The 14,309-nt window shown below is 69.3% G+C and carries 13 protein-coding genes; 2 read left to right on the top strand and 11 right to left on the bottom strand.

The annotated features are described in order from the left end of the window. Positions 1 to 128: 128 nt before the first annotated feature. The 3 genes from DSX2_RS04450 to DSX2_RS04440 form a co-directional block, all read right to left on the bottom strand. On the bottom strand, positions 129 to 1,190 hold the full coding sequence (locus DSX2_RS04450; protein WP_020878956.1) for a phosphotransacetylase family protein: 1,062 nt from the start codon (positions 1,188 to 1,190) through the stop codon (positions 129 to 131). Positions 1,191 to 1,336: 146 nt separating this feature from the next. Next, on the bottom strand, positions 1,337 to 1,663 hold the full coding sequence (locus DSX2_RS04445; protein WP_172640006.1) for a PilZ domain-containing protein: 327 nt from the start codon (positions 1,661 to 1,663) through the stop codon (positions 1,337 to 1,339). 160 nt (positions 1,664 to 1,823) lie between these two features. Continuing rightward, a complete protein-coding gene (locus DSX2_RS04440) occupies positions 1,824 to 2,003 on the bottom strand; it encodes a hypothetical protein (RefSeq protein WP_020878954.1) in 180 nt (59 codons plus the stop codon). Positions 2,004 to 2,293: 290 nt separating this feature from the next. On the opposite strand from DSX2_RS04440, the gene DSX2_RS04435 reads away from it, so the two are divergent. Beyond that, entirely contained in the window at positions 2,294 to 3,226 is a 933-nt protein-coding gene (locus DSX2_RS04435; protein WP_020878953.1) for a hypothetical protein, read from the top strand. Here the strand turns inward: DSX2_RS04435 and DSX2_RS04430 are convergent. The 4 genes from DSX2_RS04430 to cobA form a co-directional block, all read right to left on the bottom strand. Beyond that, complete coding sequence (locus tag DSX2_RS04430; RefSeq protein WP_020878952.1) at positions 3,219 to 4,874, bottom strand: sensor domain-containing diguanylate cyclase; 1,656 nt, start codon at positions 4,872 to 4,874, stop codon at positions 3,219 to 3,221. The genes DSX2_RS04435 and DSX2_RS04430 overlap by 8 nt on opposite strands. Positions 4,875 to 5,066: 192 nt before the next feature. Further along, the gene (gene amrA / locus DSX2_RS04425) at positions 5,067 to 5,648 is read right to left on the bottom strand and encodes an AmmeMemoRadiSam system protein A (RefSeq protein ID WP_020878951.1); all 582 of its coding nucleotides are present in this window, start codon (positions 5,646 to 5,648) and stop codon (positions 5,067 to 5,069) included. Between the two features lie 62 nt (positions 5,649 to 5,710). Then, positions 5,711 to 6,382 carry a phosphoribosylglycinamide formyltransferase gene (gene purN / locus DSX2_RS04420; protein WP_020878950.1) on the bottom strand — a complete coding sequence of 224 codons (672 nt, stop codon included), beginning with the start codon at positions 6,380 to 6,382 and terminating at the stop codon, positions 5,711 to 5,713. A gap of 17 nt (positions 6,383 to 6,399) precedes the next feature. Then, positions 6,400 to 7,917, bottom strand: coding sequence for a uroporphyrinogen-III C-methyltransferase (gene cobA, locus DSX2_RS04415; protein WP_020878949.1), 1,518 nt, complete (start codon positions 7,915 to 7,917; stop codon positions 6,400 to 6,402). 165 nt (positions 7,918 to 8,082) lie between these two features. On the opposite strand from cobA, the gene DSX2_RS04410 reads away from it, so the two are divergent. Beyond that, positions 8,083 to 8,976 (top strand): DUF3108 domain-containing protein, encoded by an 894-nt coding sequence (locus DSX2_RS04410; protein ID WP_236615078.1) that lies wholly within the window; start codon positions 8,083 to 8,085, stop codon positions 8,974 to 8,976. A gap of 235 nt (positions 8,977 to 9,211) precedes the next feature. Here DSX2_RS04410 and DSX2_RS04405 read toward each other — a convergent pair whose 3' ends face one another. The 4 genes from DSX2_RS04405 to DSX2_RS04390 all read right to left on the bottom strand — a co-directional run bounded on the left by DSX2_RS04405 (position 9,212) and on the right by DSX2_RS04390 (position 14,217). Then, complete coding sequence (locus DSX2_RS04405; RefSeq protein ID WP_020878947.1) at positions 9,212 to 9,535, bottom strand: hypothetical protein; 324 nt, start codon at positions 9,533 to 9,535, stop codon at positions 9,212 to 9,214. A gap of 208 nt (positions 9,536 to 9,743) precedes the next feature. Then, a complete protein-coding gene (locus DSX2_RS04400; RefSeq protein WP_020878946.1) occupies positions 9,744 to 10,370 on the bottom strand; it encodes a methyltransferase domain-containing protein in 627 nt (208 codons plus the stop codon). Positions 10,371 to 10,413: 43 nt separating this feature from the next. Beyond that, a complete protein-coding gene (locus DSX2_RS04395) occupies positions 10,414 to 12,813 on the bottom strand; it encodes a DEAD/DEAH box helicase (protein WP_020878945.1) in 2,400 nt (799 codons plus the stop codon). Between the two features lie 303 nt (positions 12,814 to 13,116). After that, complete coding sequence (locus DSX2_RS04390; RefSeq protein ID WP_035040613.1) at positions 13,117 to 14,217, bottom strand: tRNA (5-methylaminomethyl-2-thiouridylate)-methyltransferase; 1,101 nt, start codon at positions 14,215 to 14,217, stop codon at positions 13,117 to 13,119. Between the last annotated feature and the right edge of the window lie 92 nt (positions 14,218 to 14,309).

The raw sequence follows: 14,309 nt of genomic DNA, 5'->3' as shown, positions 1-14,309 counted from the left end.
TTTTTGCAAGCAGAAGACGGCATACGAGATTAGCTCCCGGTCTCGGCATTCCTGCTGACCCGCTCTTCCGATCTAGGGGGCGCGCAGCCCCCTCCCTGCCCGCCGGAGGCGTCTTCCTCCGGTCTTCCCTAAACTCCGAGCTGCTGCCTGATGTAGGCCAGGTCCACGTTTGCGGCGACGATTTCGGCGCCCTGCTTGATCTTCACGGCGTCGCGGAACTTGTGGCGGGAGAGGAGGGTTTCCATCTTCTTGGCCACGGAGAAGGTGTCTTCGCGCACGATGATGATGGGGATCTCGAGGACTTCGGAGCGGGTGAGGATGATCTCGTTGGGATAGAGGTTGCCCGTGAGGATGAGGCAGGGGCAGTCGCCTTCCAGGGCCACGAGCTGCACGTCGGAGCGGTCGCCGCCGACGATGACGGCGGAGTTGCGGTGCTTCTTGAAGTGGGTGAGGAAGTTTTCGACCTGCATGGTGCCGATGAGGAAGTTCTCGACCACGCGATCCGCCTTGCCGTGGGCGGAGATGATCTTGCCGCCGAGGCGTTCGGCGAGGTCGGTGACCTTGATGGCGCCGAGCAGGGGGTCCCTGGGGATGACGCCCAGGACCTTGACTCCGGCCCCTTCCAGGAAGGGGATGAGCATGGAGCGCAGCTCGTCCATGTAGGTGGCGGGCACGTCGTTGAGCACCACGCCCAGGAGCTGGTCGCCGAGCTGTTCGCGCATCACGGCCAGGTAGTCGTATTTGAGCTCTTTTTCGAAGCGGTCGATGACGATGGCCTTGATGCCCAGGTTCTTGACCACGGACACGCCGTCCACGTTGCAGTAGCGGCCGGAGTACATGCTGCCGGAACCGGCGACCAGGGTGAGGTCCTTGCCTGCGGAGAGCTTCTCGTAGGAGTCGCGGACGTCGGCCATGAGGTCGTGGCACTGGCCGCTGAAGGCCTTGACCTTGAAGTCCTGGGTGACCAGGACGGGGGTGACGAGGGAGGGGTCCTGGTCCAGGCCGAGGACCTGCTGCATGAAGAAGGCGTCTTCGTCGCCGAGCTTGCCGTTCTTCTCCACGGGCATGGCGCCGACGGGCTTGAGGTACCCGACCTTGAGGTTCTGCTTCTGCAGCCAGAGCCCGATGCCCAGGGCGATCATGTTCTTGCCGGAATATCCGGCGGTGGCGCCGACGTAGAGCCCAGCCATAGTCTCCTCCGAAGTCGCGGTCCGCTACGGGGCCGGGACGGGCCCCCACCGGGGTAGTACGTTTTTTTTTGCTTCCTGTCTTCCCCCGGCCGCCGGATGGAGCCGAGCGCTCGGTGCCGCGGACGCGGGCAGGAGGCATCGGGGAGTCAGGGAAGCGGCGCGCCCTCCGGGACGTCCCGGGGCTCCTCGGCCTCGATGAAGCGCAGGCCCAGGGTCTGGCGGTTGATCCAGACGACCACGCCGAAGGAGGTGGCGATCATGGGCGCCATGTTCCGGGGATATTCCACGAGCTGCAGGGTGTCGCCGAGGGCGACCTCTCCGGCCCGGCCCTCGTGGAGGATGGTCAGCATGAGTCCCGTGGCGCTGGCGTTCCCTACCTCGCAGAGCAGGGTCCTGCCGCCGTCGAGCCTGAGGATGCAGAAATTCGCGTCGAGGGGGAAGCGCTCGGCGCTGCGACGCTCGTCCTTTTCCATCATTCGTTTCCCCGAAACCGGCCTGCCCGCAGGAGATACCGTGCGGACGTTTATTTTTTCATACACGGAAAATTCGCGCGCGGGAACCGATTTCAGGATACTTTCGGAAAAGCCGGGAAAACCCCCAACTCCGGCCGCAGGGACGTCCAGGGATCGAGGATCAGTTGACGAGCACGGCCCGATAGAGCCGCAGATAATCCGCGAACAGGGGCGGCATGGCCGCGGGGAGGGCGTCCCCGGCGGGAGCGGCGGAGTCCTTGAGCAGGCGCGCCAGGTGGCGGGCCAGGAATTCCCGCTCTTCGCAGGACAGGAGGGACAGGGAGGACAGGGAGCTGGTCATGGACACCTCGGGCATGTTTCGGCCCTGAGAGGCAAGGAGCGTGCCAGCCATTCCGGGGGCCGTTTTTGCTGACCATTTTCGCGCGCCCTCCTCACCGGGGCGGCGATGCTGCCGCTTCGGCGTCGTCTTTTTGAACGGGTCGCGTCTCTTTTCCGTTCCCCTGCCCGCGCTGGCGGCAATTTTCCGGCCCGGGTTGCCGCGGCCGTGCGGCTGGGATAGACAGGCGGCAAGGGCCGCGGGCGGTGGACATGGTGTTTCCGCCGCGTCCCGCACGAGAAGGGGGGCGCGCCATGCGTCTGGTCACCAGGGCGGACTTCGACGGGCTTGCCTGCGGCGTGCTCCTCAGGGAGATCGGGCTGACGGATAATTGGCTCTACGTCCATCCCAAGGACGTGCAGGACGGCCTGGTGGCGGGCGATCCGAACGACGTGGTGGCCAACCTGCCCTACATCCCCGGCTGCGGCTACTGGTTCGACCACCATTCGAGCGAGGCCGAGCGTCTGCCCGAGGGGCTGTCCTTTCGCGGCGCGAGCAGGGAGGCCAAGAGCTGCGCCCGGGTGGTCTGGGAGTACTTCGGCGGCGCGGCGCGCTTCGGCGACCGTTTCGACGGGATGCTGCGCAACGTGGACAAGGTGGATGCGGGCGAGCTTTCCGCCGAGGAGATCATGCGCCCGGAAGGCTGGATCATGCTCGGCTTCATCATGGATCCGCGCACCGGGCTCGGCTACCACAAGGAATTCGCCATCTCCAACTACCAGCTCATGCAGGCGCTCATCGAGCACTGCCGCACCCTGTCCATCGAGGAGATCCTGGCCCTGCCGGACGTGCGCGAGCGCGTGGAGCGCTACCGGGCCATGGAGGGGGAGTTCGAGGAGATGATCCGGCAGCGGTCCGAGGTTCTGGACAACGTCCTGCTCATCGACCTGAGGCCCCAGGAGCCCATCCATCCGGGCAACCGCTTCGCGGCCTACGCCCTCTTCCCGCAGTGCGACGTGTCCGTGCAGGTGATGTGGGGCAGGCAGCGGCGGAACACGGTCATCAGCGTGGGCCATTCCATTCTCAGGCGCACCTGCGGAACGGACGTGGGCGGGCTGATGCTGCGCTTCGGCGGCGGCGGGCACAGGCAGGTGGGCACCTGCCAGGTGGGCAACGCGCAGGCCGACGGCGTGCTCGGCGAGATCGTGGCGGCCCTGCGCCGCGCGCCGGTCGCGCCTGCTACGTAGTCTGCCGCCCGGGCGCGGCCTCCCGCGCGGCGAGCAGGGAGTGCGGCACCACGCGGTTCCGTCCGCCGCTCTTGGCCGCGTAGAGCGCCTTGTCGGCGCGGGCCAGGAGGTCGTCCATGGTCGAGGGGCCGGAGGGTATGTCCCCGCCGAGTTCGGCCACCCCGATGCTCACGGTGCAGCGGATCTGGGCGTCCCGCACGCGCACGACCCGGGCCGCGACGGCTTGGCGGATGCGCTCGGCGAGCCCGGCGGCCTGCGCCTCGTCCGCTCCCGGCGTCAGCACGAAGAACTCCTCCCCGCCGATGCGCGCCAGCACGTCCGAGGCGCGCACCGTGGACGCGACGGCCTGGGCCACGGCCGCGAGCACCGCGTCGCCCGGCTGGTGGCCGTACCGGTCGTTGATCCGCTTGAAGTGGTCGATGTCGAGCATCAGGCCGCACAGGGGCTGTGCGCCGCGCACGGCCAGGGCCATCAGGCGCTCGCCCTCGCGCATCAGGAAACGTCGGTTGTGCACCCCTGTCAGCTGGTCCGTGATCGTGGTCTCCTCGAGGGTGCGGATGGTCGAGCGCACGGTGTCGCCCAGGGAGCAGAAGGAGCCGTAGAGCCGCTGCACCTCCACGGGCGCGTTGCTGGTCGCGTCCAGCTGGCAGGTCGCGTCGTAGTCGCCCCGCTGCATGGATTCGGAGAATTCCGCCAGGCGGCTCACGGGCTGCGAAATGGAGTTGGCCAGCCGGATGAGCAGCGGCGTGATCAGGAGGATGGTCAGGAACGCGCCGCCCAGGGTCAGGGCGAGGGCGGAGAGCGCGCCGCCCACGACCTCGCCTTCCGGGATCTCGGCCACCAGCAGCCAGGGCTTGAGCGAAAGGCGGGCCCAGGCGCCGACGAGACGCTTGCCCATGGCGTCCGCGTAAGGCTCCGAGGGCTGCACGCCCTGGGCCGCAGCGATCAGCGCAGGCGTACGCAGGCTCGTCAGGAGCTGGCCGGACTCGGATTTCTCGAGTCCCCTTCGTTCGAGTCTGCTCAGAAGCCTGCCGTCCTCGGTGATCAGGAAGGTGCGGCCCTGGCTGCCCAGGCGCACGCGCTCGAGCATCCCGCTCAGCGCATCCATGCGCACGGGGGTGAAGACCACACCGCGGAAATTCCCGTGGGAGCCCACCACCGGGGCCGAGAAGATCATGACGGCCTTGCCCGAGGTGCGTCCCACGAGCACCTCGCTGATGTAGGGAAGGCCCCTGCGGGCGGCGGCGAAATAGGCCCTGTCCGAGAGGTCCACGCCGGAAGGCGCGCTGGTGTCCACCACGGTCCGGCCGTTGGGTCCGGCGTAGACCACGCCGAAGCCCTCTTTCTGGGCCGCCACATAATCGCTGAAGGTCTCCTGGATGGCGCGAAGGTCCCCGTCCCGCACCTCGGGCAGCCCGGCCAGGAAGACCACGTCCGCCTGCCGCTCGCGCATCCATTTGTCGAAGTACTCGGCCTGGACCGCGAGGTTGGCCGCCATCTCGTGCTGCTTTTCCGTGATCAGGAAGCTGCGCAGGTAGAAGAGGAAGACCAGGGAGGAGATGAGCAGCGGCAGGACGACGAGGAGGATCGAATAGGCCCGGATTCGGCTCTTGATCGTGGAGAACGGTCTGAGTCTGCTTCGTTCCATGCGCGCGGAAGGGGTTTCGCCTTTCGCGCTGCGGGCGCGGCAGGCGCCTTGGGCGCAGCGGTCGTTTCCTGCGCCGAAAGGGCGTTGCTGTCGATCGATCTGTAAACGCCCGGGGGAGAATAGGCAAGAAGTTGACTCCGACCGCCGTGCGACGGCCGGAAAGGGCACGGGGTGCGGCGGAAGCCCGCCGGTCTAGAAGACCTCGGCCTCGAACCAGTAGACGTCCGTGCCGGGCTCCTTCCAGGCGTCCGGGGGCAGGCCCGCCTTGAGGCAGGTCTGGGCGAGGAAGGTCTCGCAGTCCCAGCCGTATTCCGAGGCCACCTGCGGCAGGAGGAGCCCGGAGCGCGGGGGCCTGAGCACGAGCAGTCCGTGGCGGCCCGGGGCGATTTGCCTCAGGTCCGGGCAGGGCGTGATGGGCGAGAGGATGGAGACCTCGATCTCCAGGGAATCGAACTCGCCGGGCTGCACGGGGGGGAAGCGGGGATCGCGGAACGCGGCCTGCTGCGCCATCTCGTAGACGGTCTCGTAGACCGGCTTGTCGCCGATGATGTGGCCGATGCAGCCGCGCAGCCCGCCGTTCTCCTTGAGCGTCACGAAGGCCCCGAGCTCCGAGGTGAGCTTTTCGGTGGGCGGCTTGCCGGGCCTGCCGCCTCCGGCGAACCCGTCCTTGATGCTCTGGCGGACCAGGGCCTTGAGATAGGATTTTTCCTCGTCCGTGAGGACGAAGCGGAACGGTTCGGGGCCCAAGGGCTGGGAACTGGTCGGCTCGGCCATGGAAACCTCCCTGGAGCGGGGTTCCCGTGCGCGGTGCTCCACCGCGAAGCCCGCGGGTCGCGCTAGAATCCTGGCTCCAGGGGAGGGTTTACCATACCTGCGCCGGTAAGGGCAACGCAGGGGCCGCATCCCTCGACGACCACCTTGCGGCCGGCGTGGCGCAGGCGGCCTTCGGCCAGCCACTGCAGGGCCTGGGGGTAGATGCGGTGCTCCATGGCCAGGATGCGGGCGCCGAGGGTGTCGCCGTCGTCCTCGGGATAGGCCGGGACCACGGCCTGGATGATCACCGGCCCGTGGTCCATCTTCTCGTCCACGAAGTGCACGGTGCAGCCGGAGAAGCGCACGCCGTAGGCGGCCGCGTCGGCCTGGCCGTGCACGCCGGGGAACGACGGCAGGAGCGCGGGATGGATGTTCACCACGCGGCCCGGGAAGGCGCCCAAAAAGACCGGGGTGACCATGCGCATGAAGCCTGCCATGGCCACCGCGTCCGCGCCGTGCTCCCGGATGACGCGGACCATCTCCGCGTCGAAGGCCTCGCGGCCGTCGAACCGCTTGTGGTCCAGGCAGACGGCCGGGATGCCGTGGGTGCGGGCCCGGGTCAGGCCGTAGGCGTCCGGCTTGTTGGACAGGACCACGCGGATGTCCGCGTCCAGGGCCCCGGCCTCCACCTTGTCGATGATCGACTGCAGGTTGGAGCCGGAACCGGAGACGAGGACGGCGAGCGCGAGGGACATGGAGTCGTCCTCCGTCCCTAGGTGATCGAGGCCACCAGGGCCTCCACGAGGCCGGGGATGGTGTATTCCCCGGCCACCACGTCGGGCGTGAAGCCGAGCTTCTCGAGGGTCTTGGCCGTGACCGGGCCGATGCACACGAGCTTCACCTGCTCGCGGTACGGGGCGAAGACCTCGGGCGTGATGCGGGTGAAGAAGTTCTGCACCGTGGAGGAGCTCGTGAAGGTCACGAAGTGGATCTCGCCCTTCTCGAGCGCGGCGAGGAGGTCGGAGGGGTCCTCGTCCGCGAGCTTCGTCTCGTAGACCGGCAGGACCGTGACCTCGGCCCCGGCCTTGGCGAGCTCGTCGGGCAGGACCTCGCGCGCGACCATGGCGCGGGGGATGAGCACCTTCTTGCCGTTCATCCCCTCGCGCAGCATGGCCTCGACCACGCTCTCGGCCACGTACTGGCCGGGCACGAGGTCCGGGCGCACGCCGCGGGAGCACAGCGCCGTGGCGGTGGCCGGGCCGATGGCCGCGACCTTGGCGCGGCCGATGGCGCGGGCGTCCAGCCCCATGTCGTCGAGCACGTCCCAGAAGCCCTCCACCCCGTTGACCGAGGTGAAGACCAGCCAGTCGTACCCGGGCAGCTTGGCGATTGCCTCGCGCACCGGCGCGTCGTCCGGCAGAGGGCTGATCTCGATGGTGGGAAATTCGTGGCAGCAGGCGCCGAGCTCGCGGAGCTTCGATGTCAGCTCCGAGGCCTGCTCTCGCGAGCGGGTGACGACCACGCCGAGGCCGAGCAGCGGCTTCAGCTCGTGCCAGTCGAGCGTCTCCTTGAGCGAGCAGACCTCGCCCACGATGATCAGCGACGGCGCCTTGAAGCCGAGCGCCACGGCCTCCTCGGCCACGCTGTCCAGGGTGGAGACGAAGGAGCGCTGGCGGCAGGTGGTGCCCCAGTGCACCAGGGCGCAGGGCATGTCCGGGCGCATGCCGTGCTCCATGAGCTTGGCGGCGATGGTCGGCAGGTTCTTGACGCCCATGAAGAAGACGAGCGTGGAGCCCGAGGCGGCGAGCGCGCCCCAGTTGATGGCCGAGCCTTCCTTGGTGGGGTCCTCGTGGCCGGTGATGAAGGACACGGAGGAGGCGAAGCGGCGGTGCGTCACCGGGATGCCCGCATAGGCCGGGGCGGCAACGGCCGAGGTCACGCCGGGCACGACCTCGAAGGCGATGCCCGCCTCGACCAGCTCCTCGGCCTCCTCGGCGCCGCGGCCGAAGACGTAGGGATCGCCGCCCTTGAGGCGCACGATCATGCGGCCCTCCTCTTCCAGGGCCTTGTCCACGAGCAGGGTGTTGATGTCGTCCTGGGGCAGGGTGTGGTCCCCGCCCTTCTTGCCCACGTAGATGATTTCGCAGTCCGGCCGGGCGAAGGAGAGGAACTCCTTGTTGGCCAGGTAGTCGTAGATCAGCACGTCGGCCTGTTCGATCAGTTCCCTGCCGCGCAAAGTGAGCAGCCCGGGGTCGCCGGGCCCCGCGCCCACGAGATAGACGGTGCTCATGCTCTTTCTGTCCTCGGGTTCGTTGCGAAGTGCCTTGGCCTTACAGCGTTCAGGGGAAATGTGCAACGCGGGGAGGCGGGGAGCCCCCGCCCCGGACCTGTCCCGGCCGCGGGTTTTGTCCCATTTTGTCATTGACGGCGCGCCAGGGGTGACTAACGTGTCCGCATGCATATGCGCAGAGGCCTTTTCTCCTCCCGCCCTTCCCTGCCCCTGTTCCTGTGCGCCCTGGCGGCGCTCCTGCTCCTCCTTCCGGGAGCGGCGGACGCGGGCAGGCCCCTGCCTCCCGACGCCCCTCTCGTGGCCACGGCCGCGCCCGCGGCCCAGGTCTACGTGCCCTCCGCCTCGCGCGGCCTGGATGCCGAGCGTGCCAACTGGTTCAAGCCGGGCGAGCGCTTCGACTACAACGTCCGCTGGGGGCCCTTCGACGTGGGCAGCGCGACCATCGAGGTCCTGCCCACGGGCACGGTGAACGGCAAGCCCGCGCGCGGCTTCCGCATGACCGCGCGGACCAACGACTTCGCCGACGTCTTCTACAAGGTGCGAGACGTGAACGAGTCCTGGACGGACATGGACATGCAGGGCTCGCTCCTCTACCTCACGAAGCAGCACGAGGGCTCCTACGTCCGCGACTACGAGCTCAGGCTCTACGCGGACAAGGGCACGGCCGAGCTGTGGAGCAACGAGACCGGCAAGCACAAGAACACGGTGCACATCTTCCCCGGGACCATGGACCCGCTCTCCGTGCTCTTCGCCTTCAGGGCCTGGCCCGAGGAGTTCCACCCCGGCATGGTCATCCGCCAGGCCGTGACCGACGGCAAGAAGTTCGTCCTGGGCGAGGCCACGGTGGTCAGGCGCGAGAAGGTCAAGGTGCCCGCCGGGGAGTACGACTGCTACCTGGTGGAGCCGGACATCCGCGACCTGGGCGGCGTGTTCCGCAAGAGCCCGGAGGCGGCGCTGCAGATATGGGTCACGGCGGACAGCCGCCGCCTGCCCGTGCTCGTCCGCTCCAAGGTCGTGGTCGGCCATTTCGTGGCTGAGATGACCGAATACAAGGACTGAGCATGCGGTCGCCGAATCTGCCTCGAAAAATGATACACTTTTTCTAGAGAAAAACGAACAGTTTGAGATGACATGCGAAAAGGCCGCGCCGGAAATTTCCGGCGCGGCCTTTTCGCATATGCGCCTCCTCGGGAAACCCACCTCGAGGCGGCCGGGACGGGACCGTCCCGTCCCGGCGCGCCTCCCCTTGTCGGAGGCTATGGCGATGGCGTTTGGCGACAGGTTCTGGTGCGGCCTAGTGCTCCGCGTGCGAGCCGGTGCGGAAGCTCCAGTGGCCGGAAGGAATCTCCACGTACATCTCGGCTTCCAGCTCCGGGACCGAGAGGCGGAGGGAGAGGCAGTCCTCGGCCGGATGCCAGAGCATCTCGCCGTGCGCTCCCCGGGTCAGCTCCGAGGGATCGCAGCAGAGCGTGAAGGCCACCTCCCGGAAGGCCTCGCCCACCGAGGCCTTGGCGTCGTCCGAGAGCATCACCAGGGCGGGATGCACGGGCAGGGCGTCGATGGCCTCGTAGCGTTCCTCGAGATGCGGGTCCTCGTACAGGTGCAGGGCTGCGTTCATGGTCGTCTCCTTCGGCCGCGTCTGGCTGGCCGTTGCCTTGAGGAAAGCATGGAGCGTGCCAAGCCGCGCACGGAACGACAATGTTCCTTAATTACTTGATTTTATCTTGAACGGCTGAACAGCGGGGAGGATTTATCTACAAAAATGACGTCTTTTGCCCTGTCGGCAATTCATTTTTGTAGAACAGAGGAAAAGACCTACAAAAAAGTCAGCCTTCCAGACGACAGCGGGCCAGGACCAGGGCGCCGAGACAGAAGCGGCCGGTCTCGCGCATGGCCAGCCCGGCCGCGCGGCAGAGGTCCGGCAGGCCTCCGGCGGCCTGGTAGGCGCGGAAGTTCCGGTAGTGCTCGCGGCCCGCCGTGCGCTCGGCCATGTGGCCGCCGGGCACGGTGTACCAGGGAAGCGGCGAGGCCCAGTCCACGAGCAGCAGGGAGCCGCCCGGCCGCACCACGCGCGAGAGCTCGCCCAGCGCGGCCAGGGCCAGGGGGCGCCCCATCTCGTGCAGGGCCAGGGAGACGCTCGCGGCGTCGAAGGTGTCGGCGGCAAAGGGGATCTGCGCGGCGTCGGCGCGCACCAGGCGCGGCCCGGCCAGGTCCAGGGCCCTGGCGAGCATGGGCGGGGAACGGTCCAGCCCGAAGGCTGAGAAGCTTTTCGCCAGGAGGCGCAGCTGCCCGCCCGTGCCGCAGCAGCAGTCGAGCATGCGCAGGCGTTCGGGCGCCACACCGGCGTCCCGGGCCGCCTGCGCCGCGGCCGTGGTCACGGCGCGGCGCAGCGGCCCGAGAATGCCCCCGAGCAGGGGCTCGTAAAGCGGGGCGATGCCGGTGTAGTGGTCCAATGCCGCCCTCCATCCCCGGGACACGTCCCGGGAGATGCCCGGGCTATTCGTCGCCCAGGTCCTCGTCGTCGTCGATGTCGCCGCCGAAGGCGCGGCCGAGCCACGGCGCGGGCTTGCCCGCCGAGGCGTCCGGCCCCTTGGCCGGGGCCCTGGACCTGGAGCCGCGCGAGGCGGGGGCCGTCTTCGGGGCGGCCGTCTTCGGGGCGGCCTCCATCGGCGCATCAGCCTCGGGAGCCTCCGTCTTGGCGGCGGCCGTCCTGGCGGCCGTCTTGCGGGTCCCCGTCCTGGCCGTCGTCTTCTTGGCCGTGGACTTGGCGGCGGGCTTCTTCGCGGGCGCGGCCTTTTCGTCCTCGTCCGAAGGCGCTGCCTCGGCCGGGGTTTCGGCAGCCTCGGCCGAAGCCGCGGCCTGGGCCGCGGCCGGAGCCTTCTTGCCCCTGGAACGCGAGCGGCTGCGCTTGGGCTTGGCCGCGGCTGCCTCCTCGGCGGGCGCGGCCTCGGCAGGCGCAGGCTCGGACGCGGGCTCGGCCGCGGGCTCGAAGGAGATCGCGAAATCGAACATGTCCGAGGCCACCTCGCCGGACATCCCGCCCGACATCTGGGCGGACGTCTGGGCGGGCTCGGCGGCAGGGGCCTCTCCGGCAGCACCGGTCGGCGCCTGCGAAGCGGCGGACGCTCCGTTCTGGGCGGCCTGCGGCGCGCCGTTCATTCCGGCCTCGCCGTTCGAAGACTTCTTGCGGCGGCGGCGACGGCGGCGCTTCTTGGGCGCGGCGCCCGCCTCGGTGGCGGCGTCAGGGCCTGCGGCGCGCTCCTCCTGGCCCGTGCGGGCGGGCTGGGCGGCCTTGTCCTGCCGCTCTTCGCGGGGGCGATCGTCGCGGGGACGGTCGTCGCGCGGGCGGTCTTCCCCGCGCTCGTTCCTGCCGCCACGCTCGTTCCTGCCGCCGCGGTCGTTCCGGTCACCCCGGTCACCCCGGTCATTGCGGTCGTTCCGGTCGCGCCGGTCGCGCGAGCGGCCGCCGCGATCGTCGCGGTCGTCGCGGTCGCGGGCGGGCGCGGCCTCGGGCCGGACGCCCTGCGGCGCGGGCGCGGGCGCGTGCAGGCTCTGCTGGTAGATCTCGTCCAGGAGCATGGCGATGAGCGCCAGCTGCTCCTCGTCCCCGGCCAGGGAGGCGGCCAGCGGCATGGCGCGGCGCATGCGCTCGAGGGCCATGGGCTTCATGGCCCTAAGCCTGGCCTCGAGGATGGCCGTGGTGCGCTCGGCGACCACGGCGGCCACGTCCTCGTCCGTGGGCACGGGGCGCTTCTCGAACTCGATCTTGTAGAGCTTGGCGATGCGGTCGAGCTGCACGGCCTCCATGGTGTCCACGAACGTCACGGCCTCGCCCACGGCCCCGGCGCGGCCGGTGCGGCCCGCGCGGTGGATGTACGACTCCTGGTCCTCGGGCGGCTCGTACTGGATGACGTGCGAGAGGTCGGGGATGTCGATGCCGCGCGCGGCCACGTCCGTGGCCACCAGGAACTTGACCTCCCCGCGCCGCACCTGCTCCAGGATGCGCTCGCGCTGCGACTGGCTCAGGTCCGCGGAAAGCTCGTCCGCGTTGTAGCCGAAGTTCTGGAGCACCTGGGAGAGGTAGTGGACCTGGTGCTTGGTGTTGCAGAAGATGAAGCACGAGGCCGGGTTCAGCACCTCGATGATGCGGATGAGCGCCCGGTCCTTCTGCATGCGCGGGACCTCGTAGCTGGCGTGCGTGACCTCGGCCACGTGCACGCTGTGCGAGGACAGCGAGAGCATCTGCGGCTCGCGCATGAACTCGGCGGACAGGCGCAGGACCTGTGCCGGGAAGGTGGCCGAGAACATCAGCACGTTCACCGGCCGCTTGGGCAGGTAGCGCTGCACGGCCTTCATGTCGGGGTAGAAGCCGATGGAGAGCATCCGGTCGGCCTCGTCGAAGACCAGCATGCGCAGGGCGTCGAGGGTGAAGTTGCGCTTCAGCAGGTGGTCCAGCACGCGGCCGGGCGTGCCCACCACGATCTGCGCGCCGTCGCGCAGGGACTGGGTCTGCCCGCCGTAGCCCACGCCGCCGTACACTGCCACCACCTTGGGGCCGTTCTCTCCGGCCAGGATCTCGGCTTCGCGCGCCACCTGGCGGGCCAGCTCGCGCGTGGGCAGCAGGATCAGGGCCTGGCAGCCGGGGGCGTCGGCGTCCACCTTCTCCAGGATGGGCAGGACGAAGGCGCCGGTCTTGCCCGATCCGGTGCGGGACTGGACCATGAGGTCGCGTCCGGCCAGGAGGTAGGGCATGGACTTGGCCTGCACCGGCATGAGGCCGGTCCAGCCTATGCGGCCGCAGGCCTCGCGCAGCTTCTCGGGCATCTCCTCGAAGCTGATCTCGGGCAACGAATCCTCGGGCTCATCGACATGAGCCACCTCGTCGTGATCGGTCATGAATTTTCTCCACTTAGAGTGTTCCGTCTTTCCCATACCCGACTTCCGGTCGCCGCGCCAGTGCGTGGCCTCGTTCGGCCGCCGCTTCCGGGGCGTTTCCGGCGCTTCTCGGGTCTCCCGGCCGCTCCGTCCGCCGAAGGGCGGGAAGGCGGCCGGCACGGGAAACGGAAGTAAAATGTTTCACTGTCCTGAAGGCCTGGCCGCGAGGGCCCCGGCCTTCGGGTCCGGGAGGACCGCCCCGCCGCGCGGCGGAGGACCTTCCGGACCATGAAATATGCCGCTCGAGCGCGGGCGCGCGGACGCTCAGGCCCGCTCCCGCTGCTCCTTCTTCCACTGCTCCACGTCTTCCCGGCAGGGCTCGCTCCAGCCCGCGGGCGTGGTCCGCGAGGGCAAGACGGAGACGAGGCGCACGGCGCCCTCCCCTTCGCCCTCCGCCTCCCCGACGAGCCGCACCTGCACGTCCACCTCGCCCCCGGCGCGCACGGCCTTGGGCGAATAGGAGGCCAGGAAGGCGGCCGCGTCGCGGACCGTCTCCTCGTCCCAGGGGCGGCCGTCCACCGGCCTGGCCACGGCCAGGGGGCTCGGAAAGGCGTCCAGGTCCAGGGTGAGGTCGCCGGGCCGCACGAGCCCGGCAAGGATCTCGTTGTCCTCCTGGTGGCGGCCGATGACCAGCCAGCGCGCGCCCTTCTCCCCGTTCCCTGCCCCGCGCGACCAGAACTGCCTGCCCGTGTTGGCCAGGAGCATGTCCGCGGCAGTGGGCGCGGACATGTGGCGCAGGATGGGCGCGTAGCGGCTGCACGGCTCGCGCTCGGTCAGGCGGCAGCCGCCCCCGGGCGTGGGGATCTCGGTGATGCCGAACTCCCGCGCCAGGGCGAGCTGCTTGGCGCGTCCTCGGCCCGCGGCGTTCAGGAGCCGCGCGCGGTCCACGAGGCCCGACTCCTCCATGGGCGTGGGCTCCAGCACCAGGGCCGAGAGGGGCCTGAGCAGCAGATCCTTCACGCCCGCGTCGCGGCGGATGGCGTTCAGCGCGTCGCGGCGCTGCGACATGGGCCGCTGCCCCACGACCTCGCCGGAGATGACGAACTTCGCGCCGTGCTCGGCCAGCATGGCGCGCGCCCGGCGCAGCATGAGCACCTTGCAGTCCATGCAGGGATTGAGGTTCGAGCCCAGGCCGTGCACGGGCCCGGCCAGGAGCATGCGCAGATACTCGTCGCCCACCTCCACGGCCGTGACGTCCACGCCGTAGATCTCGCGCCAGTGCGCCAGCTTTTCCGGTTTGCCGAAGAAGGGGGTGACGAAGTGCAGCCCCAGGACCCGCAGGCCCTGGCGCTCGATCAACTTGTGGGCCAGGAGGGAATCGAGACCGCCTGAAAACAGGGAAAGCGCATCGTAGCGTCGGGTCATTGCGTGCTTGCCATACATCGCCGGGCCTCGGCTGGCAACCGCCGGGGCCGTGCCGGGCGCGCGCGGCGGCGGGAACGCGTCCGGAAAATCCA

The organism is Desulfovibrio sp. X2, assembly GCF_000422205.1.
Lineage (GTDB): Bacteria > Desulfobacterota > Desulfovibrionia > Desulfovibrionales > Desulfovibrionaceae > Alkalidesulfovibrio.
This window is presented reverse-complemented; position numbering and strand designations above follow the sequence as displayed.